Below are 24,060 nucleotides of genomic sequence, written 5' to 3' on the forward strand. Positions count from 1 at the left end.
AGCCTAACGTCGCCCCTATTCAGTCGTCTTGCGACATAAGGCCAATCAATGCCGCCTAACGGACACCAGCAGCTGGAACGACGTATCCCCGACCTGGCGCAATTGCCGAGGCCGCTGTACGCCCGTGTGGAAAGCTTGAGTGCCGGTTCCTGGACGCAAGCCCATCGTCATGACTGGGTGCAGTTTTCCTACGCCATCAGCGGGGTTCTCGGCGTACACACCGCCGCCGGCAGTTTCTTCGCCCCGCCACAACGGGGCATCTGGATCCCGGCCGACCTGGAACATCAGGTGGTGACCTCCACCCGGGCGGAAATGCGCAGCCTGTATGTCCATCGTCACGCCTGCCCCTGGGCCGATGAGCGCTGTCGGGTGCTGGAAGTCACGCCACTGGCCCGTGAGCTGATCAAGGTGTTCTGTCAGTTGCCGGTCGATTATCCCCAAGGCGATACCCAGGAAGAACGGCTGGTGCAGGTACTGCTGGACCAGTTGGCGACGTTGCCGGAAGTGGGGTTTTCCCTGCCGCTGCCGCGACATGTCCGCTTGCTGGCGCTGTGTAATGAATTGATCGAGCAGCCTGAACAGAACGTCACCTTGCAAGCCTGGTCTGAACGTCTGGGCACGTCGGAAAAAACCCTGATGCGTCTGTTCCAGCGTGAGACCGGCCTGAGCTTTCGTGCCTGGCGCCAGCGCATGCGCTTGTTGTCGTCCCTGGGCTCGTTGGAGAAAGGGGACAGCGTCACCAGCGCCGCGTTGTCGTGTGGGTATGATTCAACGTCCGCATTCATTGCCGCGTTCAAGGGGATGTTCGGATATACGCCGGGGGAGTTGTTCAAGCATTGAGTTGTCGGTAGAGATGCCTGTCAGCTCTTGTCGCAAAATACCTGGATATTCAATTGCCAACGCCAGGTCTGGTCTCGGCTATGATTCGGCGCCGTCGATTGATCCGGCACATTGTGTGCATCACAGGTTCATAGGTCGGCAACCCCTCCCCGTGGAGGAAGGATTGCCGTATAACGACTGTCATTCGCGTGTTTGGTAATAAAGGACCCACAATAAAAGCTGATGAAGACTCCAAAACGCATTGAACCCCTGATCGAGGACGGTCTGGTCGACGAGGTGCTGCGCCCACTCATGAGTGGTAAAGAAGCAGCTGTTTATGTGGTGCGCTGCGGCAACGAGCTACGTTGCGCGAAGGTCTACAAGGAGGCGAACAAGCGAAGTTTTCGTCAGGCGGCCGAGTATCAGGAAGGCCGTAAGGTGCGCAACAGCCGTCAGGCCCGGGCCATGGCCAAGGGCTCGAAGTTCGGGCGCAAGGAAACCGAGGACGCCTGGCAGAATGCTGAAGTGGCGGCACTGTTCCGCCTGGCAAGCGCGGGTGTGCGCGTACCCAAGCCGTACGACTTCCTTGAAGGCGTGCTGCTGATGGAGCTGGTGGCCGACGAGTACGGCGATGCGGCGCCGCGCCTGAACGATGTGGTGCTGGAGCCGGACCAGGCCCGTGAATATCACGCCTTTCTGATTTCCCAGATCGTGTTGATGCTGTGTACCGGTCTGGTGCACGGTGACCTGTCGGAGTTCAACGTGCTGCTGACGCCGACGGGGCCAGTGATCATCGACCTGCCGCAAGCCGTGGATGCCGCGGGTAACAACCATGCCTTCAGCATGCTGGAGCGGGACGTGGGCAACATGGCGTCCTACTTCGGCCGGTTTGCCCCGGAACTCAAGCGCACCAAGTACGCGAAGGAAATGTGGGCGCTGTACGAAGCTGGCACCCTGCACCCCGCCAGCGTGCTGACTGGCGAGTTCGACGAGCCGGAAGAACTGGCGGATGTCGGTGGGATCATGCGTGAAATCGAGGCCGCCCGCCTGGATGAGGAACGCCGTCAGGCCGTCCGTGCCGCCGACGATGCCCCACCCGGCAAGACCGAAGAACCACCGCCGCCGTGGATGCAATGATCCGCTGAACGGAAACCCGGCCAATGGCCGGGTTTTTTGTGGGCACTGCAAAATCTACTATCCACCGCAGGCCTCCTGTGGGAGCGAGCTTGCTCGCGATAACGGTAGGGCCGCTTGCATCGATGTTGAATGTGCCGCCGTCATCGCGAGCAAGCTCGCTCCCACCGGTTTGCTTCGGCTGTTCACAGCGGGTCTTTGTGGGCATCAACTCTTGCAGCACCCCGACGCCAGTTCCTTGAGGATCGGGCAATCCGGACGGTGGTCGCCGTGACAGTGCTCGACCAGGTCTTGCAAGGTGTCGCGCAGTTCGGCCAGTTCGCGGATTTTCTGGTTCAGCTCATCGATGTGTTGCCGGGCCAGGGCCTTGACGTCGGCGCTGGCCCGTTGGCGGTCTTGCCAGAGCGTGAGCAATTTGCCGACCTCTTCCAGGGAAAACCCCAAGTCGCGGGAGCGCTTGATGAACGCCAGGGTGTGCAGGTCATCGGCGCCGTAGATCCGGTAGCCGCTGTCGGTGCGATGGGCGGCCTTGAGCAGGCCGATGGACTCGTAATAGCGGATCATCTTCGCGCTCAGGCCGCTCTGGCGGGCCGCTTGGCCGATGTTCATCGCTTGTCCTCCAACTGCTTGGGTGTCCAGAACTTCAACAGTAACGCATTGCTGACCACGCTGACGCTCGACAGGGCCATGGCCGCGCCGGCCAGCACCGGGTTGAGCAAGCCGAACGCCGCCAGGGGGATGCCGATCAAGTTATAGACGAACGCCCAGAACAGGTTCTGACGGATCTTGGCGTAGGTCTTGCGGCTGATGTCCAAGGCCGCCGGCACCAGTCGCGGATCGCCACGCATGAGGGTGATGCCTGCGGCATGCATCGCCACATCGGTGCCACCGCCCATGGCAATGCCAATGTCGGCGGCGGCCAAGGCTGGGGCGTCGTTGATGCCGTCGCCCACCATCGCCACCACCGAGTGGCGCTTCAGTTGCTGGACGATGGCGGATTTATCCGCTGGCAATACCTCGGCATGGACATTGGAAATCTTCAGCGCCTGGGCTACCACCCGGGCGCTGCCTTGGTTGTCGCCGGTGAGCAGATGGCTGGCGATGTGCTGTTCATTCAAGGCCTGGACGGCGGCGAGAGCGCCGGGCTTGAGGGTGTCACCGAAGGCGAACAGGCCCAGTACCCGTGGCGTCGCGCCTTGTTCAAGCAGCCAGGACAACGTACGGCCTTCGGTTTCCCACGCCTGTGCGGATTCGGCCAGCGAGCCGGGGTTCAGGCCCAATTCGTCCAGCAGACGCCGATTGCCCAGGGCCAGGCGGTGCCCAGCGAGGTTGCCGGCAATGCCGCGCCCGGCCAGGGACTGGCTGTCGCTGACATCTGGCACATCCAGGCCGCGCTCGGCGCAGGCGTCCAGCACGGCTTTGGCGAGCGGGTGTTCGCTGCCGCGTTGCAGCGCGCCGGCCATTTTCAGCAACGCGTCGTCATCGCCGTCCAGGGCGGTCAAGTGGGCGATGCGCGGCGTGCCGGAGGTCAGGGTGCCGGTCTTGTCGAACACCACGGTCGTGACTTCATGGGCGCGTTCCAGGGCCTCGGCATCCTTGATCAGAATCCCGTGGCGCGCCGCCACGCCGGTGCCAGCCATGATCGCCGTGGGCGTTGCCAGGCCCAGGGCGCAGGGGCAGGCGATCACCAGCACGGCGACGGCGTTGATCAGCGCGGTTTCCAGTGGCGCACCGTACAGCCACCAGCCGATCAACGTCGCCAGGGCCAGCACCAGCACCACCGGTACGAAGACCTGGCTGACTTTATCCACCAGTTTCTGGATCGGCGCCTTGGCGGCCTGGGCGTCTTCCACCAGGCGGATGATGCGCGCCAGGACGGTTTCGGTGCCCAGGGCTTGCGTGCGGACCAGCAACCGGCCTTCGCCATTGATGGCGCCGCCCGTGACCTTGTCGCCGGGCTGCTTGGGCACCGGCAGGCTTTCACCGCTGATCAGCGCTTCGTCGGCGTGGCTCTGGCCTTCCAGCACTTCGCCGTCTACCGGGAAGCGCTCGCCGGGCTTGACCAGCACCAAGTCATTCAAGCGCAGGGCGCTGATGGCAACGTCCCGCTCCTGGCCATCGATCACTTGGATCGCCCGTTCCGGGCGCAAGGCTTCGAGGGCGCGGATGGCACTGGCGGTCTGGCGCTTGGCGCGGCTTTCCAGGTATTTACCGAGCAACACCAGGGCGATCACGACGGCCGAGGCCTCGAAATACAGGTGCGGCATGCTACCGGGACGGGCGATCGCCCATTCATAGAGGCTCAAACCGTAGCCAGCGCTGGTGCCCAGGGCCACCAGCAGGTCCATGTTCCCGGCACCGGCCCGCACGGCCTTGAAGGCGGCGACGTAGAAACGCGCGCCGAAGATGAACTGCACCGGCGTCGCCAGGGCGAACTGCACCCAGGCCGGGAGCATCCAGTGCACGCCGAACGGCTGCAGCAGCATGGGCAGCACCAACGGCACTGACAACAGAATTGCCAGCACCAGGGCCAGGCGTTCACGGTTCAGACGGTTGCTCTGTGTGTCGGCGACCTGCTCGGTCTGCCAGACTGTGGCGTCATAGCCGGCGCGCTTGACCGCATCAATCAGGGCTTGGGCATCCACCTGGCCGAGCAGTTCGAGGCGGGCCCGTTCGTTGGCCAGGTTGACGCTGACGCTGTTCACGCCGTCGACCTTGCCCAAGGCGCGTTCGACCCGGCCGACACAGGAAGCACAGGTCATCCCTTCGATGTTCAGTTCCAGTGTGTGCACCGGAACGCTATAGCCTGCCTGTTCAACGGCGTGCTTCAACGCCGGCAGGCTGCCTTCGGGGGCCTGGACACGCGCCAGTTCCGTCGCCAGGTTGACGCTGACGGCGCTGGCACCGGCGACTTTGCTCAAGGCCCGCTCGACCCGCCCGGCGCAGCTGGCGCAGGTCATGCCGGCAATGGGTAGATCGAATGTGGTGGATTCGGACATCGGTCACGCTCCCTGTAGTGAATGACTACAGGATCAACCTTGCCATGCTGGCAAGGTCAAGCGCCAATCCTCTGTGGGAGCTTGCTCGCGGTAGCGGTAGGTCAGTCGACATCCATGGTGGATGTTAGATCCCCATCGCGAGCAAGCTCGGCTCCCACAGGGGCTTGCAGCCACAAGTTCGAGTGGCGTGTCAGTAACCCAGCCCAGCCTGCTTGAGGTACATACCTTGTTCATTCATGGCGATGCGGAACTTCAAGATGTCCCCGGCCTTGAGGGTGATGTTCTGCGACCCTGGCGCGAGCATGCCCGGGTTGCAACCCGGTGCCTGTCCCGGCAGCAATTTCAGGCGCAAGGAAAACTGGCCCGGCGGCAGGTTGAACGAGGTGCTCTGCTCCTGGAACAGCCTGGCCGAGAGTTGATCCTGGATGTAGATGCCGATTTCGCAACTGGTCGCCACTTCCAGGCGCTCGCGGGAAATGATCAACACGCCATAGTCTTCGCCGACGGCCGAGGCCTGGGGCGCCACCGCTGAAAAACCGAGCATGAAAAACAGGCTGAACGCTGACCAGCGCATGGCTGAACCTCCGGTGTGAAATCCTTGATGTGTGCAGCTTGGCTGAGGGCGATGCCGATTGCCAGCCCGGCAGTTTTTGTCAGAACTTGACCTTGCCATGATGGCAAGCTTGAGACTGGCGGCAACCTCAATCCCAAGGAGTCATCTCATGCAAACATTCAATGTCCAGGGCATGTCCTGCGGTCACTGCGTCAAGGCCATCACCCAGGCTGTCCAGGCCAAGGATCCGGCGGCGGATGTGCAAGTCGACCTGGGTGCCAAGACCGTCCGGGTCCAGAGCTCGTTGGCGACCGATGCCGTGCTCGCGGCCATCAAGGACGAAGGCTATGAGGTGAGCCCTGCCTGAAGTTTTTTAATCGTTAGCGACCTATCGGAATGTTCAAGAGCGCCCGGCACGGCTAGACTGTCGGGCTGTCGAACGACGCCTGAGCTGGACGCCCGATGAACCTTCGCACCATTCTGATTCTTGGCGCCTTGAGCGCTTTCGGTCCCTTGGCGATCGACTTCTACCTGCCTGCCTTTCCGGCGATGGCCAGCGCCTTCGGTACTGACGAAAAACATATCCAGTTGACCCTGGCGGCCTATTTCCTTGGCTTGTCCATCGGGCAATTGGCCTATGGGCCGGTGGCGGATCGCTTCGGGCGGCGCATTCCGTTGTTGACGGGCGTCGGCTTGTTCACTTTGGCGTCCCTGGCCTGCGCCTACGCACCGAGCCTCGAATGGCTGATCGGTGCCCGCTTCGTCCAGGCCCTGGGCGGATGCGCCGGAATGGTGATTTCCCGGGCGGTGGTCAGCGACAAATGCGACGCGGTGGGGTCGGCCAAGGTGTTTTCGCAGTTGATGCTGGTGATGGGCCTGGCGCCGATTCTCGCGCCGATGCTCGGTGGGCTGTTGGTGAACCTGCATGGCTGGCAGTCAATTTTCATTGCCCTGACCGTGTTCAGCGCATTGGCGTCGACGGCCGTGGCCCTGTGGCTGCCGGAAAGCCTGCCGGATCATGTCCCTCGGCAACCCTTGTCGGGCGCCTTGCGCCAGTACGGCCGGTTGTTGACCGACGCGGTTTACCTCGGGCATGCCCTGACGGGGGGCATCGCCATCGCCGGGATGTTCGCCTACATCGCCGGCTCGCCCTTTGTGTTTATCAAGCTCTACGGCGTACCGGCCGAACACTTCGGCTGGCTCTTCGGGACCAACGCGGCAGGCTTCATCCTGGTCGCCCAGGTCAACGCCCGGCTGCTGTCCAAGCGCGGCCCGGCGTTCCTGCTGAGCCGTGCAGTCTGGGTCTACCTGCTCGCCGGGCTGTGCCTATTGGCGGTCTGTGCACTGCAGCCGGAACGGTTGTGGCCGCTGCTGCTTCCGCTGTTCATCTGCATTGCCAGCCTGGGTTGCATCCTGCCCAATGCGTCGGCCTGTGCGATGAACGGGCAGGGTGCCCGCGCCGGCAGCGCGTCGGCGATGCTGGGATGCCTGCAGTTTTCAGTAGCCGCCGGGGCGGCCGCGTTGGTGGCGGCGTTACATGACGGCACAGCAGTGCCAATGGCGCTGGTCATCAGCCTTTGCGGGCTGTTGGTGGTGAGCGCAGCGATGCTGACTCGTCGCTTGCAAAATGCCCGGGCATTGGCCCAGGCCGGTCGCGAGGGCTGACTCAGCCGGCCGCGCGCTGCTGCTGTTCGGGGAAACGATGGGGCGCGTGGATTCGCGCTTGCAAGGTTGTGGCGAAAGCCTGGGCTTCGGCCTCGGTACGGAAGGTGACGACGTGCTGGTCAAGACGCACTTGCCATTGGGATTTTGCCACTTCTTTTATCAGGATCTTCATTGCTGACCTCCTCACGAAAAGATTACGTTGCAAAGGCCTCGAGTGTAGACCCGAATACGATCGCAATTGTGACAACGGTCAATTCTCGGACTGACGGTTAGTCGCCGGATAATGGCGAGGGAGTTTGTTCCCGCTGGTTCTGTAGGAGCTGGCGAAGCCTGCGATCTTTTGATCTTTCGCTTGAGACACAAGTGTCAGGGGAAAGATCGCAGCCTCGCTCCGCTCGACAGCTCCTACAGAGCTCAGCGGGGTTGATGTACGGTCAGAAGCCTTCAAGCACAATCTTGCCCTTGGACTGGCCGCTTTCCAGCAAGGCGTGGGCCCGGCGCAGGTTCTCGGCGTTGATGGTGCCGAAATGCTCGCCCACTGTGGTCTTCAGTGTACCGGCGTCGATCAGCGCGGCCACCCGGTTGAGCAGTTTGTGCTGTTCAAGCATGTCAGCCGTTTCGAACAGCGAGCGGGTGTACATGAATTCCCAATGCAACGACAGGCTCTTGCGCTTGAGCTTGGTCACGTCCAGCGCCTTGGGATCGTCGATCAGCGCCAGTTTGCCCTGGGGGGCAAGGGCTTCGACCAGTTGGTCCAGGTGCTGGTCGGTCTGGGTCAGGCTGGCGACGTGGGTCACCTGGGGCTGGCCTGCTTCCTTTAGTACTTCGCTCAAGGGGCGGCTGTGGTCGACCACCAGGTCGGCACCGAGGCCGCGGACCCATTCCTGGGTTTGCGCGCGGGACGCGGTGCCAATCACCTTCAGCCCGGTAAGTTGGCTGGCCAGTTGCGTCAGGATCGACCCGACGCCGCCCGCGGCGCCGACGATCAACAGGCTCTGGCCCTGGTTGTCCTCGCCTTCCTGGATGTTCAGGCGCTCGAACAACAATTCCCAGGCGGTGATGGCCGTCAACGGCAGCGCCGCCGCGTCGGCGAAACCGAGAGTCTTGGGCATGTGGCCGACAATGCGTTCATCCACTACGTGCAATTCGCTGTTGCCACCGGCCCGGGCGATGGAACCGGCGTAGAACACCTTGTCCCCGGCCTTGAACAGCGTGACCTCGCTGCCCACCGCCTTGACCACGCCGGCCACGTCCCAGCCCAGCACCTTGGCGACGCCATCTTCGGGCTGGACGTTTTGGCGGACCTTGGTGTCCACCGGGTTGACCGAAATGGCCTTGACCTCCACCAGCAGGTCCCGGGGACCTGCGACCGGTTCCGGCAGCTCGATGTCCTGGAGCGATTGTGGGTCGATGATGGGTAGCGAGTGGTAATAGGCAATGGCTTTCATGAAGCGGCTCCGTGAGGTGAGTTTCGATGAAGGCCATGTTTAGCTATTTATAGCCGAGATAAAACCGACTAAAACAACAGGCTCTTTCAATACTTTTTTGATAATGGGTGCGTGATGCTTCGCTTCGATGACTTGCAATTGTTTGTCCGGGCAGCGGACCTGGGCAGTCTTTCGGCTGCGGCCAGGGTCATGGACCTGTCGGCGGCGGTGGCCAGTGCCGCATTGAAACGGATCGAGCAGCACCTCGGTGCCCGGCTGCTGGCCCGCTCCACCCGAAGCTTGCGCCTGACGGCCGAAGGCGAGGGTTTTCTTGAATATGCTCGGGCCGCATTGAGCAGCCTTGACGAAGGCCGACGGTTGTTGACCAGCGGCCAGGACCAGGTCAGCGGAGTGTTGCAGTTGTCCGCGCCGTCGGACCTGGGACGCAACCTGCTGTTGCCCTGGCTGGATGCGTTCCAGCGCGAGCACCCCGGGCTGACGGTGCGATTGCTACTGGGCGATCGCATGGCTGACCTGTTCAAGCAGCCGGTGGACATCGCCCTGCGTTATGGCGAGCCGGAAGACTCGAGTCTGGTGGCCTTGCCCATCGCCCCGGACAACCATCGGGTGCTGTGTGCGGCGCCGGACTATCTGGCTCGCCAGGGCGAACCTCATCAACTGGAACAACTGGCCCAACACAACTGCCTGTTGTACATGCTGGGCAGCCGGGTCCATGACCGATGGGCTTTTCATGACGGCAAGCGGGAGGTGAGCCTCACCGTCAGCGGCGACCGTTTCAGTGACGACGCCGACGTGGTGCGTCGCTGGGCGGTGGCGGGAGCCGGGATCGCCTATAAATCGTGGCTGGATGTGTCCACTGACGTGCTGGCCGGGCGTTTGAAAATCCTCTTGCCGCACCTGCAATGCGAACGTGCGCCCCTCAATCTGCTGTGTGCCCACCGGGCGCAATTGAGCAAACCCATCAATCTTTTGCGGGACATGCTCCAGGCTCGCTGCGGTGAGTTGACGGCTCGATTTCCACTCCCGACGGGGGGCGGCCATTAGGCGCGCGCAAATAGAGACTTTTCCCTCATGAACAATCGCCTCCAAAGGTTTCCAGAGGACAGGAAAGCTCGATCGTCGCGCTTATACTAACGACCGCCTGCGCCAGAGCAGTAGACGAATGATTCAACAGGGAGTGAATACATGGAACATGCACCTTGCATCAGCCAGATCGCCACGCTGCTGGCTGACCCCAAGCGCAGCGCGATGATGTGGGCCTTGATGGACGGCACGGCCCGCCAGGCCGAAGAGTTGGCGTTGCTCGCCGGGTTGTCGCCGTCCTCGGCCAATGCGCACCTGGGACGCTTGTCCGCCGGAGGCCTGTTGAAAGTCGAAGCCCGGGGGCGCAAGCGGTTTTTCCGCCTGGCCGCGCCTGAAATCGGCGCGGCCGTCGAAGCATTGGCCAGCGCGACCCTGGTCAGTACGCCACGGCAGATTCCGGATGTCTTCAAGCGCCGTGTCATGCCGACCAACGCCCCGTCGGCCCCCGCTTCGTTGATGCGGGCCAGGCTGTGCGACGATCACTTGGGGGGAACCCTGGCGGCCGATCTCTACCAGCGCTTGCTCGACGCGGGGTGGATCGAGCAGTTCGAACAACGGGTGATCGTCACGCACAAGGGCGCCAATCAACTGGCCGAGCGTGGCCTGTTCATCCAGGCCCTGGCCTATCGCAACGCCCGTGTCGCCTGCCCTTGCCCGGACTGGAGCGAACGTCGTCCGCACCTGGGTGGCGCGCTGGGGGCGGCGTTGCTGCAACTGTTCATGCAGTCGGGGTGGCTGACTTTGCCTAACGATTCGCGAGCCTTGCAGGTGACGACGCTCGGCCAGCAGGAAATCCACCGGTTCGCCCGGCAGGATGCCGTAGAGATGGCGCTCTAGGGAACTCGCCTGGCGCGTCGCTCAGGGCTGTCGACAGGTCGTATTCAGCAATAGCCGCCTGCAAGGTTCGCGCACACTCGGTCCGGGGATTTTTTCGGATTGGGGAGGCAGCAGCATGGACATTCACGGTTACAGCGCGGCGGAACGCCTGGAGCGGTTACCCATCAGCGGGTATCACCGGGTGATTTTCATCATCATCGCCCTGGCGTTTTTCTTCGACTCCATGGACCTGGCGATGATGACGTTCCTGCTGGGCTCGATCAAGGCCGAGTTCGGCCTGAGCACCGCCCAGGCCGGTCTGCTCGCCAGCTCCAGCTTCTTCGGCATGGTGCTGGGGGCGTCGCTGTCGGGCATGCTGGCCGATCGTTTCGGGCGCAAGCCGGTGTTCCAGTGGAGCATCGTGTTGTGGGGCATCGCCAGTTACCTGTGCTCCACCGCCCAGGACGTCGAGACCTTGACGCTGTTTCGCGTCCTGCTGGGCATCGGCATGGGCATGGAGTTTCCGATTGCCCAGTCGATGCTGTCGGAGTTGATCCCGGCCAAGCGTCGAGGGCGTTACATCGCCTTGATGGACGGTTTCTGGCCACTGGGTTTCGTGGCAGCGGGGGTGCTGTCGTATTTTCTGCTGCCGGTAATCGGCTGGCGCGACATTTTCCTGGTGCTGGCGGTGCCGGCGGTGTTTGTCCTGGCGATTCGCTTCTTCATTCCCGAGTCGCCGCGCTGGCTGGAGCAAGCCGGTCGGGGGGATGAAGCGGACGCGGTACTCAAGCGAATCGAAGACAAGGTCCGGGCCTCGCTGGGACGGCGCGACCTGCCGGAGCCGATCCGCCTGCCGAGGGTCGAGAGCACACCGGGCAATTTCTTTTCGGCCCTGGCGCAGATCTGGTCGCCGTTGTATCGCCAGCGCACGATGATGATCTGGAGTGTCTGGTTCTTTGCCTTGCTCGGTTTTTATGGCCTGACGTCCTGGCTCAGCGCATTGTTGCAGCAGTCGGGGTTCGCCGTGACCCAGTCGGTGTATTACACCGTGGTGATTTCCTTGGGCGGGATTCCCGGCTTCCTGATGGCGGCCTGGCTGGTGGAGCGTTGGGGGCGCAAGCCGGTGTGCATCATCACCTTGCTGGGCGGCGGGGTGATGGCGTTTCTGTACGGGCAGAGCGCGGTGTTTGGCGGCAACGTCGGCCTGTTGATCGGTACCGGTTTGCTGATGCAGTTTTTCCTGTTTGGCATGTGGGCGGTGCTCTACACCTACACGCCGGAGCTGTATCCCACTTCGGCGCGGGCCACGGGTTCGGGCTTTGCTTCGGCGGTGGGTCGTATTGGTTCGCTGCTCGGTCCCCTGGTGACCGGCTTGGTGTTTCCCATCACCGGCCAGGGCGGTGTATTCGCCTTGGGTGCGTTGTGCTTCGCCGTGGCGGCGGGGGTGGTCTGGGTGTTCGGGATGGAAACCCGGGGCAAGACGCTGGAGGAGTTGAGCGAAGCGACCGCTGCCGACTAAACACTACCCCCCTGTGGGAGCGAGCAAGCCCGCTCCCACAGGGAATGATCGTGACGCCTAAGGTTTTACTAGCCGCGCATCCAGGCTGTTCTGGGCCAGGCGCTTGGCCTGGTCCTGGGTCATGCCCAGGTGGGTGTGCAGAGCGTGGAAGTTTTCGGTGACGTAGCCGCCGAAGTACGCCGGGTCATCGGAGTTCACCGTCACCTTCACACCGCGTTCGAGCATGTCGAGGATGTTGTGCTGCGACATGTCGTCGAACACGCACAGCTTGGTGTTGGACAGTGGGCACACGGTCAATGGAATCTGCTCGTCGATGATCCGCTGCATCAGTCGCTCATCTTCGATGGCCCGCACGCCATGGTCGATGCGCTGGATCTTCAGCAGGTCCAGGGCTTCCCAGATGTACTCGGGCGGACCTTCTTCGCCGGCGTGGGCGACGGTCAGGAAGCCTTCGTTGCGCGCGCGGTCGAAGACTCGCTGGAACTTGCTCGGTGGATGGCCCATTTCCGAACTGTCCAGGCCCACGGCCACGAAGGCCTCGCGGAACGGCAGCGCCTGGTCGAGGGTTTTCTCGGCTTGTTCTTCACTCAGGTGACGCAGGAAACTCAGGATCAGGCCGCTGGTGATGCCCAGTTGCTGCTCACCGTCCTTGAGGGCGGCGGCGATGCCGTTGAGCACCACTTCGAACGGGATGCCGCGGTCTGTGTGGGTTTGCGGGTCGAAGAACGGTTCGGTGTGGATCACGTTCTGCGCCTTGCAGCGCAACAGGTAGGCCCAGGTCAGGTCGTAGAAATCCTGGGAGGTGCGCAGCACATCGGCACCCTGGTAATACAGGTCGAGGAATTCCTGCAGGTTGTTGAAGGCATAGGCCTTGCGCAGGGTGTCGACGTCGTTCCATGGCAGAGCGATCTTGTTGCGTTCGGCCAGGGCAAACAGCAGCTCGGGTTCCAGGGAGCCTTCCAGGTGCAGGTGTAGTTCAGCCTTGGGCAGGGCGTTCAGCCAGTCGTACATGGTCTTTTCTCATCAGCGAATCGATGGCGGGCATTCTACAGGGGGCTGGCCGCCCTGTCGGGTAAAACCTGACCGGCTGATCCACTACACGGCGTGGGGCTCCCGTCGGTAAGCATAGGTGTCGGCGAAGCGCGAGAGCAGGAATTCGGCGCAGGTGGTGGTCGGGTACTTTGGCGGGTGGGCGTCATCCTGGCAACCGGGCAGGCATTGAATCAGCGTGTCGGGGTGCGGCTCGGCAAAGAATGGCATCGAATAACGGTCCACTCCCAACGGGCTGATCACCCGATGCGGCGTGGACAGGTAACGGTCGTTGCTCCAGCGCGCCATCATGTCGCCGAGGTTGACCACGAAGGTGCCGTCGATGGGCGGCGCGTCGATCCACTGGCCGTTGACGTTGCGCACTTGCAGGCCACCGGCGGCGTCCTGGTAGAGCAGGGTGATGCAACCGTAATCAGTGTGGGCGCCAGCCCCTTGCTGCTCGGCGCTACTGGCGGTCTGGCGTGGCGGGTAGTGGATCAGGCGCAGCACGCTCACTGGCTCGTTGAAGCGCGTGTCGAAAAAGTTCTGTTCGATGCCAAGGGCCAGGGTCATGGCTCGTAGCAGGGTTTGGGCAAGTGCCTGCATGTCGCGGTAATGCTGCTCCATCAAGGTTGCCCAACCGATGAGGTCGGGGTGCCGGTTGGGGCCGCGCAAGGGTTTTTCCGCCAGCACTTCGGGGTGATCGGCCGGCAAATGCAGGCCCATGTCGAAGGTTTCCTTCAGGTCGCTGGGCTTGGTCGGGTCCAGTTGTTCCGTGGCGACGGCACCGTAGCCGCGATGGTGGCGAGTCTGGGTGATGTCGATCTTGAGCTTTTCTTCGACGGGCAGGGCGAAGAAGCGCTGGGCGTTGTCCAGCACTTCGGCGATACGCGCGGTGCTGATGGGGTGCCCCTTGATGTAGAAAAAGCCCCATTGGCGGCAGGCGTGGTCGATTTGCCCGGCGACGGCTTGCCAGGCGTCGGGCTCATCGCCGTAGAGTGGGCTGATGTCGATGATGGGCAGGCTGTTCATGCGGCCGTCCTGAAATGGAATAGAGGCCCCATTGTGGGAGCGGGCTTGCTCGCGAAGACGGCGGTACATTCAGCATCAATGTTGACTGATGCTCCGGCTTCGCGAGCAAGCCCGCTCCCACATGGGATTGATGTTGGGCTTGAAGGCTATTTTGGAATCTCGGCCTTCATGCCTTCGACGTAATAATTCATCGACGCCAGTTCCGCATTGGTGGCGCTCGCGCCCGCAGGGATTTTCTCGACACCGGTCTGGTCCTTGATCGGCCCGGTGAACGGATGGAACGCGCCGCTCTCGATGTCGGCGATGATCTGTTCGGCTTCGCCCTTGACCGTTGCCGGCACCAGGTCGCTGATCGGCAGCTTCACCGTGCCTTCCTTCAGGCCGCCCCAGTAATCCTGGGACTTCCAGTTGTGGTCGAGCACGCTTTGGGTCGCCTGGATGTAATGCGGGCCCCAGTCATTGACGATGGACGTCAGCACCGCCTTGGGACCGAAGTGAGCCATGTCCGAAGCGTAGCCCACCGCATACACGCCGCGTCGTTCGGCGGCCTGGATCGGCGCCGGGCTGTCGGTGTGCTGGAACACCACGTCCACGCCCTGGTCGATCAACGCATTGGCGGCGTCGGCTTCCTTGCCCGGGTCGAACCAGGAGTTGACCCACACTACCTTGATCTCGGTACCGGGGTTGTACTTGTTCAGGGCCAGTTGGATGGCGTTGATGTCGCGGATGACTTCCGGGATCGGGAAGGAAGCGACATAGCCGATCTTCTTGGTCTTGGTCATCTTGGCCGCGAGGAAACCGCCGACGTAGCGGCCTTCGTAGGTACGAGCCAGGTACGTGCCCAGGTTCTTGTCCTGCTTGTAGCCAGTGGCGTGTTCGAAGATCACCTTGGGGAACTGTTTGGCGACTTTCAGCGTCGGGTTCATGTAGCCGAAGGAGGTGGTGAAGATCAGGTCGTATTTGTCCTTGGCCATGTTGCGAATCACCCGCTCGGCGTCGGCCCCTTCCGGCACGTTTTCCACGTAGTTGGTGGTGATCCGCTCACCGAATTTCGCCGCCAGCTCCTTGCGCCCTTGTTCATGCTGATAGGTCCAGCCGTGGTCGCCGATCGGGCCGATGTAGACGAAGCCGACCTTCAGCGGGTCGGCGGCACTGGCATTCAGGCCGGCGCCCAGGCCGACGGCGGCGACGACGGCGCAAAGCAACTGTTTCAAGGGACGTCTGTGCATGAACTCGAACTCCATTTTGTTGTGAGGTTGGCTGTGCAGCATCAATGCAAAATGCTGACCAACAGGACAACAAACTCTGCGATCTTTTCGGGGCAGCCATCGCGAGCAAGCTCGCTTCCACAAAGGCAATGCACAACCCGTGGGAGCGAGTTTGCTCGCGATGAGGCCCTCCAGATCGATAAAGGTGCACCTGCCAGTCACTCGCCACTCCCTGGTGCGCCACACTCGAACGAAACGTTCGCCGCCCCCTACAGTCAGTAACTCATGACCCCGCTCACAGTGACAGGCCCGCGATGCTCACTTTGATCAAGCAAGAAAAACTGCTGTTGCTGGCGCTGGTCGCCGCTTGTATCGCCTATCCGCTGGAGCACTGGTTGCTGGGCAACGGGCAACTGATCGCGTTGATCGGCGGCCTGGCGCTGATCGGCTTCATCGTCGCGGCCTCCATGCGTGTGGCCCATCACGCCGAACTGCTGGCGGAAAAGGTCGGTGACCCCTATGGCACCATGATCCTGACCCTGTCGGCGGTGCTGGTGGAGGTGGTGATCCTGGCGATCATGATGAGCAACGAAGCGTCGTCGACACTGGTGCGGGACACGATCTACTCGGCAGTGATGCTCGACATCAACGGCATCCTCGGTCTGGCGGCGCTGATGGGCGGGATCAAGCATGGCGAGCAGGCCTACAACGATGATTCGGCGCGCACTTATAGCGTGATGATCCTCACCGCCATGGGGGTGTCGATGGTGGTGCCGGAGTTCATTCCCCAGCAGAACTGGAAAATGTATTCGGCATTTACTATCGGCGCGATGATCGTGCTGTACACCCTGTTCCTGCGCATGCAGGTGGGACCCCACAGTTACTTTTTCAGCTACAGCTACCCGGAAAAACGCCGCAAGAAAGAACCGGTGGAAAACGAGCCGAAACCCATCAGCCTGACATTCTCAATCAGTGCCCTGGTGTTTGGCGTGGTGGTGATCGGTGCCCTGGCGGAGGTCATGTCCAAGGCCATCGACCTGGGCCTGGAAGGCTCGGGCGCGCCGCCGGTGGTCACGGCGATCCTGGTGGCCGCGATCTCCGCCGCACCGGAAATCCTCACCGCCCTGCGCGCCGCCCTGGCGAACCGCATGCAGTCGGTGGTGAACATTGCGTTGGGCGCTTCGCTGTCCACCGTGATCCTCACCGTACCGGTGATGGAAGCCATGGCCCTCTACACCGGCCAGCCCTTTCAGATGGCGATGACCCCGGTGCAGACGGTGATGATCTTCATCACCCTGATCGTCAGCGCGATCAACCTCAATGATGGTGAAACCAATGCCATCGAAGGCATGACCCACTTTGTGTTGTTCGCGACGTTTATCATGTTGTCGTTGCTGGGTCTTTAAGCCCTGCACAAAGCCACACTGTGGGAGCGGGCTTGCTCGCGAAGGCGGTGTACCAGTCGACATCTATGTTGAATGGCACCCCGCTTTCGCGAGCAAGCCCGCTCCCTCATGGGATTGATGTTAAGTTAGATGCCGGCGATCAATTCCCGCGCCGCCTGGCTGTGATCGGCAATCAGCCCCTTCAAGTCCAATCCCTCGACCTTCCCGTCGATCACTCGCCATTGCCCACCGATCATCACCCGATCCGCCCGGTCCGCGCCGCACAGCAGCAGGGCCGAGATCGGGTCGTGGCTGCCGGAGAAACGCAGCTCATCGAGCTTGAACAGCGCCAGATCGGCGTGCTTGCCTACGGCCAGTTCGCCGATATCGCTGCGCCCGAGTAGTTGCGCCGAGCCTCGGGTCGCCCAGCCCAGCACGCGTTCCGGCGTGATCGCTTGAGCGCCATAGCGCAGGCGCTGGATGTACAGCGCCTGGCGGGTTTCGAGGATCATGTTCGAGGCATCGTTGGACGCTGAGCCGTCTACGCCCAGGCCCACGGGAGCGCCAGCGGCGGTGAGCTCCAGGGTCGGGCAGATGCCCGAGGCCAGGCGCATGTTCGAGCTCGGGCAATGACAGATGCCGGTGCCAGCGGCGCCGAGACGAGCGATTTCATCCGGGTTGAAATGAATGCCGTGGGCCAGCCAGGTACGTGGTCCGAGCCAGCCGACGCTGTCCAAGTAATCCACAGTGCGCAGGCCGAAGCGTTGCAGGCAGAACGCTTCTTCATCGAGGGTTTCGGCCAGGTGCGTGTGCAAGCGTACGTCGAGTTGCTCCGCCAGCTCTGCGCTGACTTGCATGATCTCGGGCGTGACCGAAAACGGTGAGCAGGGCGCCAGGGCAATCTGGATCTGTGCGCCGTCGCCGCGCTCGTGGTACTCGGCGATCAAGCGCTGGCTGTCGGCGAGAATCACCTCGCCCTGCTGCACGGTCTGCTGCGGCGGCAAGCCTCCGTCGGCCTCGCCCAGACTCATGGAACCGCGGGTCAGCATCGCGCGCATGCCCAGTTCACGGACACTTTGCACTTGCACGTCGATGGCCTGTTCCAGGCCTTGGGGAAACAGGTAATGGTGGTCGGCCGCCGTGGTGCAGCCCGACAGCAGCAACTCGGCCAAGGCCACTTTACTCGCCAGGGCGAGTTTCTCCGGGGTCAGCCGCGCCCACACCGGGTAGAGGGTTTTCAGCCACGGGAACAATGGCTGGTTCACCACCGGGGCCCAGGCGCGGGTCAGGGTCTGGTAGAAGTGGTGATGGGTGTTGATCAACCCCGGCAGGATCACATGCTCGCGCGCGTCGAAGATGTGGTCGCAGGGCTGGGCAGGTTGTTGGCCGGCGCTCAGCAGTTCGACGATCACACCGTCCTGCAGGACGAGACCGCCACGGGCATCGAGGTCGTTGGCCGTGAAAATGGCGAGGGGATTTTTTAACCAGGTACGGGTCGCGGGCATGGTGGCCGGCTCCTCTGAAAGTGGGTTCAGGTTAGCCAGCTCAGTGATGCCCTGTCTGCTGATCCAGGGTCGCCCGTTGGATAGGGCGAGTTGCGGAGTTTACTCAGGTTGTGTTGCAGATTTCCAGAGTCCGCCGAGATCCGAATGTGGGAGCGGGCTTGCTCGCGAAGGCGGACTGTCATTCAACATTGATGTCTACTGATATACCGCTTTCGCGAGCAAGCCCGCTCCCACAGGAGCAATGGTGCTTTACCAGGGAATCGTTTCGCCCTTGTAGTTGACGAAGTGATGCCCACCCTTGCCGGCGAAGGCATTGACCTGGTCAATCAACCCACGGGTACTGGTTTCGACATCGATGTCCGCCCCTTCACCGCCCATGTCCGTCTTGACCCAGCCCGGGTGCAGCGACAGCACGGTCAATGCCTGCTCTCCCAGTTGGCTGACGAAGCTGTTGGTCATGGAATTGAGCGCCGCCTTGCTGGCCTTGTACAGCGCCAGTTCCGGCGCGTCGGGCATGGTCACGCTGCCCAGCACCGAGCTCATGAACGCCAGCACGCCGCTGCCGTCGCGGATCTGGCCGACGAAGCGCTGGGCCAGGTTGATCGGTGCCACGGCATTGGTGAAGAACAACTGGCCGACTTCCGCCAGCGTCGCGCCGCCTGGATTCTGGTTGTCCGGGCCTTTGACGCCAGCATTGACGAACAGCAGGTCGAAGGTCTCGCCCTTGAGCTGTTGGCTCAGGGCGATGACGGCTTGCTGATCGTCCATGTCGAGCTTTTCAATGCGCACCGGGCCCAGCGCCTTCAACGCTTCTGCGTTCTGCGGGTTGCGCACGGTGGCGGTCACGTTCCAGCCATCGCTGAGCAGCGTCTTCACTAGACCGAGGCCCAGGCCCCGTGAGGCGCCGATGATCAATGCGTTTCTTGCCGAAGTCATGAGGGGCATCCTTGAAAGAAAAAGGTCACGGGTTTAATGGACAACGTTGCCCGAGCCGTTGTTTCAGCTCCTGACGCAACGCGTCGAGTTCGGTCATGCGGGTTTCGATGAGGTTCAGTTTGTCCTGCAGCAATTGCGTCACCGCGCAGTCGGGGTCGGGGGCGTTCCACAGGGCGGCGACACTGGCGCCGATCTCGCCCAGGGTAAAGCCCAGGCGTTGGGCGGTCTTGATATAGAGCACCAGTTGGACCACGTCGGCGGGGTAGTCGCGATAGCCATTGGCACTGCGCGCGGCCGCGATCAGACCCCGCTCCTCGTAGAAGCGCAGGGTGTCTCGACTGACGGCGCAGGCTTGGGCTAATTCACCGATACGCATGGACGACTCCAGAGGGCTTGACCTTGGAGCATACCCCAGGCTTTAGCCTTTTTGCTCCCCAATTATCTGGAGCAACGTGTATGTGGACTTCGATGCAATATCGCCGGGTGGTGCGCGGCAGCGCCTGGTACGACCTTATCGTGTCGGCCGTGCTGGCCACGCCGTGGAGCTTTGCGGCGTTGCATGGTGTGTTGATGAGCCTGACTCAGCTATTTGACCTGCCTGGAGAACTGCCGCCGTTTGCACCGGCGCATCTGCTGATGGTGAATTTGCTGGGCTCGATCGTCTGCGTGTGGGCGGTGCTGCGGATTCGTGATCCGCAACCGCTGTACGGACGATATGACGCGGTGGGGCGGTTTCTGTTTGCGGCCTGGCTGCTGTATGCGCTGCTTCATGGGGCCAGTGCGGTGTTGTGGGTTTTCCTGTTTTTGGAGGTGCTGTGGGGGTTGGTTCAGGTGTTGCCTGTTCGGGCCTCATCGCGAGCAAGCTCGCTCCCACAGGGGGCCTGAGTCAAACCTGAACTCAGTGTTCACCTGGTCTAGTGTGGGAGCGAGCTTGCTCGCGATAGGTGTGCCGCGGTCTATCTCAATGCCCCGCCTGCCAAGGCTGCCCCAGTGACACCGGCGCATACAACCGGGGGCGCACGGCATCCCGGGACAGCAGCACCAGCACTACGATGGTCGCGGCGTAGGGCAGCATCGCCAGCAGACTCGATGGAATCGCCAGCCCCAAGCCCTGGGCCACCAGGTGCAGGATGCTGGCGAGGCCGAACAGGTAGGCTCCCAGCAGCAGGCGCCACACCCGCCAACTGGCGAACACCACCAGGGCCAGGGCGATCCAGCCACGGCCGGCGCTCATGTTCTCGGCCCACATCGGCGTGTAGGCCAACGACAGATAGGCGCCGGCCAACCCGGCCATGGCGCCGCCAAACAATACCGCCAGGGTCCGCACCCGCAACACCGGCAGGCCCATGGCGCTGGCGGCATCCGGATTCTCGCCGACGGCCTGGATGATCAATCCGGTGCGGCTTTTCATGAGCACCCACGCTACCAGCGCAAACAGTGCGAAGGACAGGTAAACCAGGAGATCCTGGGCAAACAGCATCCGCCCGATCAGCGGGATGTCACTCAGGTAGGGAATGGCCAGCGGCTCGAATCCCGCCAGCGGTTTGCCGACCCAGGCCGCGCCGACAAAGCTCGACAGGCCCACCCCGAAAATCGTCAGCGCCAGCCCGGTGGCCACCTGATTGGCGTTGAACACCAGTGCCACCAGCGCGAACAATGCCGACAACAGCATCCCGGCGGCCATCGCCAGCAGCACGCCGAGCCAGAGGTTGCCGCTGTTGAACGCGACGATAAAACCGATCACCGCGCCGAACAGCATCATGCCTTCCTGGCCCAGGTTGAGGACGCCGCTTTTTTCGCAGACCAATTCACCCAGGGCCACCAGCAGCAGGGGGGTGCCGCAGCGGACCATGGCGTAGAAAATATTGCTCAACAGGTCGATATCCATCACAGGGCTCCTGCCTGTACCGCAGTGGTTCGGGCGCGCCGGGTCCAGCGCAGGTTCAGGCGGGGCCGGTAGAGGATCAGCACGTCGCAGGCCAACAGGAAAAACAGCATCATCCCCTGGAACAACTGGGTGATCGCCTGGGGCAGGTTCAACGACATCTGCGCGCTCTCGCCGCCGATGTACAGCAGCGCCATCAACAGGCTGGCAAACAGAATGCCGATGGGATTGAGCCGTCCCAGGAATGCCACGGTAATCGCCGCGTAGCCGTAGCCCGGCGACACCTGCGGCACCAGTTGGCCGATCGGCCCGGTCACTTCGCAGACGCCGGCCAGCCCGGCCAACGCACCGCTAATCAACAGCGCCAGCCACACCAGCGGCTTCTGGCGAAAGCCGGCGAAACCGGCGGCGCGGGCGTCGAGGCCCAGCACCTTGATCTGAAAACCGACGAAGCTTTTCTGCAGCAAGACCCACACCGCCACCAACGCCAGCAGGGCGAAATACAGCCCGGCATGGACCCGGCCATCCTCCAGCAGCAATGGCAGGCGACTGGCCTCGCCGAACATCGCCGACTCCGGGAAGTTGAAACCCTCCGGGTCTTTCAACGGCCCGTGAACGCAAAACAGCAGCAGGTTCAGGGCGATGTAATTGAGCATGATGCTGGTCAGGATTTCGTTGGCATTAAAACGCGTGCGCAGCCACGCCGTGAGTCCGGCCCAAGCCGCCCCTGCCAGGGTGCCGGTCAGCAGGATCAGCACCAATGCCCAGCGGCTTTGCACGCCGATGATGTTCACCGCCAAGGCACTGCCGGCCAGGGCGCCCAGCAGCAGTTGGCCTTCGGCGCCGATGTTCCAGATCCGCGCCTGATAGGCCACTGCCAGACCGAGGGCGCAGAGCAGGATCGGCAAGGTCTTGACCAGCCACTCGGACACGCCGTACAGGTCGCTGATCGGGGCGATCAACAGGGTGTACAGCGTTTGCAACGGGTCATGCCCCAGGGTGATGAACAGCAGCGAGCCGCAACCCAGGGTCAACACGGCGGCCAGTAGCGGCGAGCACCAGAGCATCAGGCGCGATTGCTGGCCGCGGGGTTCGAGAGAAAGCAGCATGTGGAACTCCGTTATACCGGCGCGGGGGCAGGGGATTGAGGGGCGTCGAACTGGCCGGCCATCCAGCCGCCGACATCGCTGAGCCGGGTCTCGCCCGTGGGTCGCAAGGCCGACAAGCGCCCACCGCACAAGGCGCCGAGGCGGTCGCTGATCTGGAACAGTTCGTCGAGGTCTTCGGAGATCACCAGAATGGCCCCGCCCGCATCGCGCAGGGCGATCAAGGCGCGATGGATGGTCGCCGCCGCCCCGACGTCCACGCCCCAGGTCGGGTGTGCGGCCACCAGCAGTTTTGGCTGTTGGAGGATTTCCCGGCCAAGAATGAATTTCTGCAAGTTGCCCCCCGAAAGGCTGCGTGCCGGGGTTCGGGTGTCAGGTGTCTTCACGCCAAAGCGACGGATGATTTTCTCGGCCAGGTGCTCGACCTGGCGGCGTCGAATCAGTCCATGGCTGACCAGGCCTTGTTGGAAAGCGCTGAGCAAAGCGTTATCCGCCAGGCTCAATTGCGGCACGGCGCCGTGGCCCAGGCGTTCGGCGGGGACAAATGCCAGGCCGAGTCGACGACGGGCATCGGGGCGCAGGTGCGCGACGGGGTGACCGGCGAATCGGATCGTTTCGCCTTGCTGGCGGGGAAGCTGCGTTTCTCCGCTGAGCAACGCCAGCCATTCGTCCTGGCCGTTGCCCGCCACCCCGGCGATACCGACGATTTCGCCGCTGCAGACCTCGAGGTCAATGTCCCGCAACGAGCAGCCGAACGGGTCCGGGTTGTGCCAGGACAGCTTGTTGATTTGCAGGAAGGCTTTGTCTGCGCTGACTTTGGGGTAGTCCGTGATCAGTCCGGCCGCTTCGCCGACCATCAGTTGTGCCAGCTCCCGGTCCGAGCAATGCGCCGGTGTGCAATGCCCCGAAACCCGCCCGCCCCGCAGTACCGTGGCGCTGTGGCACAAGGCCCGCACCTCTCCGAGCTTGTGGCTGATAAACAAAATGCTGCAGCCCTCGCTCGCCAGGCGGCGCAGGGTCACGAACAACTCTTCGGCTTCCACGGGCGTGAGCACCGAGGTGGGCTCATCAAGAATCAACAGCCGAATGTCCTGCATCAGGCAGCGAATGATCTCTACCCGCTGGCGCTCGCCAATCGACAGGCTGTGAACCAGCCGCTGCGGTTCCAGTGCCATGCCGTAGCGCCGGGATACTTCGCGAATCCGGGGTTCCAGCTGTGCAGGCGAACCGGCGGTCGCGCCCATTGCCAGGGCAATGTTCTGCGCAACGGTGAGGGTTTCGAACAGCGAGAAGTGCTGGAACACCATGCCGATGCCCAGGCTGCGAGCTTGGGCCGGGTTACGCAGGTTAACGTGCTGGCCTTGCCAGATCACTTCACCCGAATCGGCAGGGGTGACGCCGTAGATAATCTTCATCAGGGTGCTTTTGCCCGCACCGTTTTCGCCGAGCAGGGCGTGGATTTCGCCGGGCTGGATGCTCAGGTCGATGGCGTCGTTGGCCAGGCAACCGGGGTAGCGTTTGCTGATCTTGCGCAGTTGCAGGCGCGCGATGGAGTCGGGGTTGGACATGACAGGCTCGGGCCGATGGACAGGAATGCCTGTGGATAAAGCAATTTCCTGGCCATAAGGTCAGGAAAATACCTTGGCCCCGCCGCCAAGGCCCTTTGCGTACGGCCTGGATACCTGCAACCGGAAAAATCTGCACCGGGTTGGAGCGCGCACGTTTTATGCAGGCATCGGTTTGCCCTGAAATGGGTGGTTAAAAATTGAACAAGCGACCGCGAGCCGTGATCTTCTTGGGGCGGGAGGAGCCATGAACGGGTTATCCACAGGTTGCTCCACAGTTATTGTGCGCAAGCTGGACACTCGGGCATAAGCACTGCGAGGCTTTCTTCTAAAGGCGATAAACCCCTGCAAGCATTTGTTTTGTGGATGGATT

At 62.5% G+C, this 24,060-nt stretch carries 23 protein-coding genes; 9 read left to right on the plus strand and 14 right to left on the minus strand.

The features are described from left to right. Nucleotides 1–48: 48 nt before the first annotated feature. Both BT125_RS22040 and BT125_RS22045 read left to right on the plus strand, forming a co-directional pair. Nucleotides 49–840 carry an AraC family transcriptional regulator gene (locus tag BT125_RS22040; protein WP_072410315.1) on the plus strand — a complete coding sequence of 264 codons (792 nt, stop codon included), beginning with the start codon at nt 49–51 and terminating at the stop codon, nt 838–840. A gap of 222 nt (nt 841–1,062) precedes the next feature. Then, nucleotides 1,063–1,956, plus strand: a complete 894-nt coding sequence (locus BT125_RS22045) for a PA4780 family RIO1-like protein kinase (protein ID WP_072410317.1) — start codon at nt 1,063–1,065, stop codon at nt 1,954–1,956. Between the two features lie 204 nt (nt 1,957–2,160). On the opposite strand, the gene cueR is transcribed toward BT125_RS22045, so the two are convergent. The 3 genes from cueR to BT125_RS22060 all read right to left on the minus strand — a co-directional run bounded on the left by cueR (nt 2,161) and on the right by BT125_RS22060 (nt 5,526). Next, entirely contained in the window at nt 2,161–2,562 is a 402-nt protein-coding gene (cueR, locus tag BT125_RS22050; RefSeq protein ID WP_072410319.1) for a Cu(I)-responsive transcriptional regulator, read from the minus strand. Then, on the minus strand, nt 2,559–4,952 hold the full coding sequence (locus BT125_RS22055) for a heavy metal translocating P-type ATPase (protein ID WP_072410321.1): 2,394 nt from the start codon (nt 4,950–4,952) through the stop codon (nt 2,559–2,561). The genes cueR and BT125_RS22055 overlap by 4 nt, the downstream gene beginning before the upstream one ends. 190 nt (nt 4,953–5,142) lie before the next feature. Continuing rightward, the gene (locus BT125_RS22060) at nt 5,143–5,526 is read right to left on the minus strand and encodes a hypothetical protein (RefSeq protein WP_072410324.1); all 384 of its coding nucleotides are present in this window, start codon (nt 5,524–5,526) and stop codon (nt 5,143–5,145) included. Between the two features lie 148 nt (nt 5,527–5,674). On the opposite strand from BT125_RS22060, the gene BT125_RS22065 reads away from it, so the two are divergent. Next, complete coding sequence (locus tag BT125_RS22065; protein ID WP_072410326.1) at nt 5,675–5,872, plus strand: heavy-metal-associated domain-containing protein; 198 nt, start codon at nt 5,675–5,677, stop codon at nt 5,870–5,872. 95 nt (nt 5,873–5,967) lie between these two features. Continuing rightward, entirely contained in the window at nt 5,968–7,170 is a 1,203-nt protein-coding gene (locus BT125_RS22070) for a multidrug effflux MFS transporter (RefSeq protein ID WP_072410328.1), read from the plus strand. Nucleotide 7,171: 1 nt separating this feature from the next. Here BT125_RS22070 and BT125_RS29485 read toward each other — a convergent pair whose 3' ends face one another. Next, a complete protein-coding gene (locus tag BT125_RS29485) occupies nt 7,172–7,342 on the minus strand; it encodes a hypothetical protein (RefSeq protein WP_170866862.1) in 171 nt (56 codons plus the stop codon). Nucleotides 7,343–7,604: 262 nt separating this feature from the next. Further along, nucleotides 7,605–8,618, minus strand: a complete 1,014-nt coding sequence (locus tag BT125_RS22075; protein WP_072410330.1) for a zinc-binding alcohol dehydrogenase family protein — start codon at nt 8,616–8,618, stop codon at nt 7,605–7,607. A gap of 114 nt (nt 8,619–8,732) precedes the next feature. Between BT125_RS22075 and BT125_RS22080 the strand changes: the two genes are divergently transcribed. From BT125_RS22080 to BT125_RS22090, 3 genes are all read left to right on the plus strand, one after another. After that, entirely contained in the window at nt 8,733–9,662 is a 930-nt protein-coding gene (locus BT125_RS22080) for a LysR family transcriptional regulator (protein ID WP_072410332.1), read from the plus strand. Nucleotides 9,663–9,803: 141 nt separating this feature from the next. Continuing rightward, nucleotides 9,804–10,538 (plus strand): ArsR/SmtB family transcription factor, encoded by a 735-nt coding sequence (locus tag BT125_RS22085; RefSeq protein WP_072410334.1) that lies wholly within the window; start codon nt 9,804–9,806, stop codon nt 10,536–10,538. A 115-nt stretch (nt 10,539–10,653) separates the two neighbouring features. Beyond that, entirely contained in the window at nt 10,654–12,036 is a 1,383-nt protein-coding gene (locus BT125_RS22090) for an MFS transporter (protein WP_072410336.1), read from the plus strand. A 57-nt stretch (nt 12,037–12,093) separates the two neighbouring features. Here the strand turns inward: BT125_RS22090 and BT125_RS22095 are convergent, their stop codons facing one another. The 3 genes from BT125_RS22095 to BT125_RS22105 all read right to left on the minus strand — a co-directional run bounded on the left by BT125_RS22095 (nt 12,094) and on the right by BT125_RS22105 (nt 15,326). Continuing rightward, the gene (locus BT125_RS22095; RefSeq protein ID WP_060739317.1) at nt 12,094–13,047 is read right to left on the minus strand and encodes an adenosine deaminase; all 954 of its coding nucleotides are present in this window, start codon (nt 13,045–13,047) and stop codon (nt 12,094–12,096) included. An 84-nt stretch (nt 13,048–13,131) separates the two neighbouring features. After that, a complete protein-coding gene (locus tag BT125_RS22100) occupies nt 13,132–14,097 on the minus strand; it encodes a 2-oxoglutarate and iron-dependent oxygenase domain-containing protein (protein WP_072410338.1) in 966 nt (321 codons plus the stop codon). Nucleotides 14,098–14,243: 146 nt separating this feature from the next. Next, a complete protein-coding gene (locus BT125_RS22105) occupies nt 14,244–15,326 on the minus strand; it encodes a BMP family ABC transporter substrate-binding protein (RefSeq protein WP_072410366.1) in 1,083 nt (360 codons plus the stop codon). Between the two features lie 293 nt (nt 15,327–15,619). Here BT125_RS22105 and BT125_RS22110 point away from each other — a divergent pair, with 293 nt between their 5' ends. Beyond that, the gene (locus BT125_RS22110) at nt 15,620–16,711 is read left to right on the plus strand and encodes a calcium:cation antiporter (protein ID WP_072410340.1); all 1,092 of its coding nucleotides are present in this window, start codon (nt 15,620–15,622) and stop codon (nt 16,709–16,711) included. Nucleotides 16,712–16,836: 125 nt separating this feature from the next. On the opposite strand, the gene BT125_RS22115 is transcribed toward BT125_RS22110, so the two are convergent. The 3 genes from BT125_RS22115 to BT125_RS22125 all read right to left on the minus strand — a co-directional run bounded on the left by BT125_RS22115 (nt 16,837) and on the right by BT125_RS22125 (nt 19,507). Then, nucleotides 16,837–18,195: an 8-oxoguanine deaminase gene (locus BT125_RS22115; protein WP_072410342.1), complete on the minus strand. Its 1,359-nt coding sequence runs from the start codon at nt 18,193–18,195 to the stop codon at nt 16,837–16,839. A gap of 249 nt (nt 18,196–18,444) precedes the next feature. After that, complete coding sequence (locus BT125_RS22120; RefSeq protein WP_060739313.1) at nt 18,445–19,131, minus strand: SDR family oxidoreductase; 687 nt, start codon at nt 19,129–19,131, stop codon at nt 18,445–18,447. A gap of 25 nt (nt 19,132–19,156) precedes the next feature. Continuing rightward, nucleotides 19,157–19,507 carry a MerR family transcriptional regulator gene (locus tag BT125_RS22125; protein WP_072410344.1) on the minus strand — a complete coding sequence of 117 codons (351 nt, stop codon included), beginning with the start codon at nt 19,505–19,507 and terminating at the stop codon, nt 19,157–19,159. An 80-nt stretch (nt 19,508–19,587) separates the two neighbouring features. On the opposite strand from BT125_RS22125, the gene BT125_RS22130 reads away from it, so the two are divergent. Next, nucleotides 19,588–20,016 (plus strand): hypothetical protein, encoded by a 429-nt coding sequence (locus tag BT125_RS22130; RefSeq protein ID WP_072410346.1) that lies wholly within the window; start codon nt 19,588–19,590, stop codon nt 20,014–20,016. Between the two features lie 76 nt (nt 20,017–20,092). Here BT125_RS22130 and BT125_RS22135 read toward each other — a convergent pair whose 3' ends face one another. From BT125_RS22135 to BT125_RS22145, 3 genes are read right to left on the minus strand one after another with little or no spacing between them, the layout of a single operon-like run. Then, nucleotides 20,093–21,019, minus strand: coding sequence for an ABC transporter permease (locus BT125_RS22135; RefSeq protein WP_072410348.1), 927 nt, complete (start codon nt 21,017–21,019; stop codon nt 20,093–20,095). After that, nucleotides 21,019–22,125: an ABC transporter permease gene (locus BT125_RS22140; protein ID WP_072410350.1), complete on the minus strand. Its 1,107-nt coding sequence runs from the start codon at nt 22,123–22,125 to the stop codon at nt 21,019–21,021. Before BT125_RS22140 ends, BT125_RS22135 begins: the two co-directional genes overlap by 1 nt. Nucleotides 22,126–22,136: 11 nt before the next feature. Further along, on the minus strand, nt 22,137–23,690 hold the full coding sequence (locus BT125_RS22145) for an ABC transporter ATP-binding protein (RefSeq protein WP_072410352.1): 1,554 nt from the start codon (nt 23,688–23,690) through the stop codon (nt 22,137–22,139). Nucleotides 23,691–24,060: the final 370 nt, after the last annotated feature.

It is taken from the genome of Pseudomonas sp. NFACC04-2, from assembly GCF_900119265.1.
GTDB lineage: Bacteria > Pseudomonadota > Gammaproteobacteria > Pseudomonadales > Pseudomonadaceae > Aquipseudomonas > Aquipseudomonas fluorescens_AA.

Excerpts from the sequence above, each read along its gene's own strand:
- BT125_RS22140 (WP_072410350.1), bottom strand. The coding sequence starts at position 22,125 with ATGCTGCTTTCTCTCGAACCCCGCGGCCAGCAATCGCGCCTGATGCTC.
- BT125_RS22080 (WP_072410332.1), top strand. The coding sequence starts at position 8,733 with ATGCTTCGCTTCGATGACTTGCAATTGTTTGTCCGGGCAGCGGACCTG.
- BT125_RS22040 (WP_072410315.1), top strand. The coding sequence starts at position 49 with ATGCCGCCTAACGGACACCAGCAGCTGGAACGACGTATCCCCGACCTG.
- BT125_RS22135 (WP_072410348.1), bottom strand. The coding sequence starts at position 21,019 with ATGGATATCGACCTGTTGAGCAATATTTTCTACGCCATGGTCCGCTGC.
- cueR (WP_072410319.1), bottom strand. The coding sequence starts at position 2,562 with ATGAACATCGGCCAAGCGGCCCGCCAGAGCGGCCTGAGCGCGAAGATG.
- BT125_RS22110 (WP_072410340.1), top strand. The coding sequence starts at position 15,620 with ATGCTCACTTTGATCAAGCAAGAAAAACTGCTGTTGCTGGCGCTGGTC.
- BT125_RS22045 (WP_072410317.1), top strand. The coding sequence starts at position 1,063 with ATGAAGACTCCAAAACGCATTGAACCCCTGATCGAGGACGGTCTGGTC.
- BT125_RS22100 (WP_072410338.1), bottom strand. The coding sequence starts at position 14,097 with ATGAACAGCCTGCCCATCATCGACATCAGCCCACTCTACGGCGATGAG.
- BT125_RS22075 (WP_072410330.1), bottom strand. The coding sequence starts at position 8,618 with ATGAAAGCCATTGCCTATTACCACTCGCTACCCATCATCGACCCACAA.
- BT125_RS22145 (WP_072410352.1), bottom strand. The coding sequence starts at position 23,690 with ATGTCCAACCCCGACTCCATCGCGCGCCTGCAACTGCGCAAGATCAGC.
- BT125_RS22065 (WP_072410326.1), top strand. The coding sequence starts at position 5,675 with ATGCAAACATTCAATGTCCAGGGCATGTCCTGCGGTCACTGCGTCAAG.
- BT125_RS29485 (WP_170866862.1), bottom strand. The coding sequence starts at position 7,342 with ATGAAGATCCTGATAAAAGAAGTGGCAAAATCCCAATGGCAAGTGCGT.
- BT125_RS22090 (WP_072410336.1), top strand. The coding sequence starts at position 10,654 with ATGGACATTCACGGTTACAGCGCGGCGGAACGCCTGGAGCGGTTACCC.
- BT125_RS22120 (WP_060739313.1), bottom strand. The coding sequence starts at position 19,131 with ATGACTTCGGCAAGAAACGCATTGATCATCGGCGCCTCACGGGGCCTG.
- BT125_RS22095 (WP_060739317.1), bottom strand. The coding sequence starts at position 13,047 with ATGTACGACTGGCTGAACGCCCTGCCCAAGGCTGAACTACACCTGCAC.
- BT125_RS22130 (WP_072410346.1), top strand. The coding sequence starts at position 19,588 with ATGTGGACTTCGATGCAATATCGCCGGGTGGTGCGCGGCAGCGCCTGG.
- BT125_RS22115 (WP_072410342.1), bottom strand. The coding sequence starts at position 18,195 with ATGCCCGCGACCCGTACCTGGTTAAAAAATCCCCTCGCCATTTTCACG.
- BT125_RS22105 (WP_072410366.1), bottom strand. The coding sequence starts at position 15,326 with ATGCACAGACGTCCCTTGAAACAGTTGCTTTGCGCCGTCGTCGCCGCC.
- BT125_RS22055 (WP_072410321.1), bottom strand. The coding sequence starts at position 4,952 with ATGTCCGAATCCACCACATTCGATCTACCCATTGCCGGCATGACCTGC.
- BT125_RS22085 (WP_072410334.1), top strand. The coding sequence starts at position 9,804 with ATGGAACATGCACCTTGCATCAGCCAGATCGCCACGCTGCTGGCTGAC.
- BT125_RS22070 (WP_072410328.1), top strand. The coding sequence starts at position 5,968 with ATGAACCTTCGCACCATTCTGATTCTTGGCGCCTTGAGCGCTTTCGGT.
- BT125_RS22060 (WP_072410324.1), bottom strand. The coding sequence starts at position 5,526 with ATGCGCTGGTCAGCGTTCAGCCTGTTTTTCATGCTCGGTTTTTCAGCG.
- BT125_RS22125 (WP_072410344.1), bottom strand. The coding sequence starts at position 19,507 with ATGCGTATCGGTGAATTAGCCCAAGCCTGCGCCGTCAGTCGAGACACC.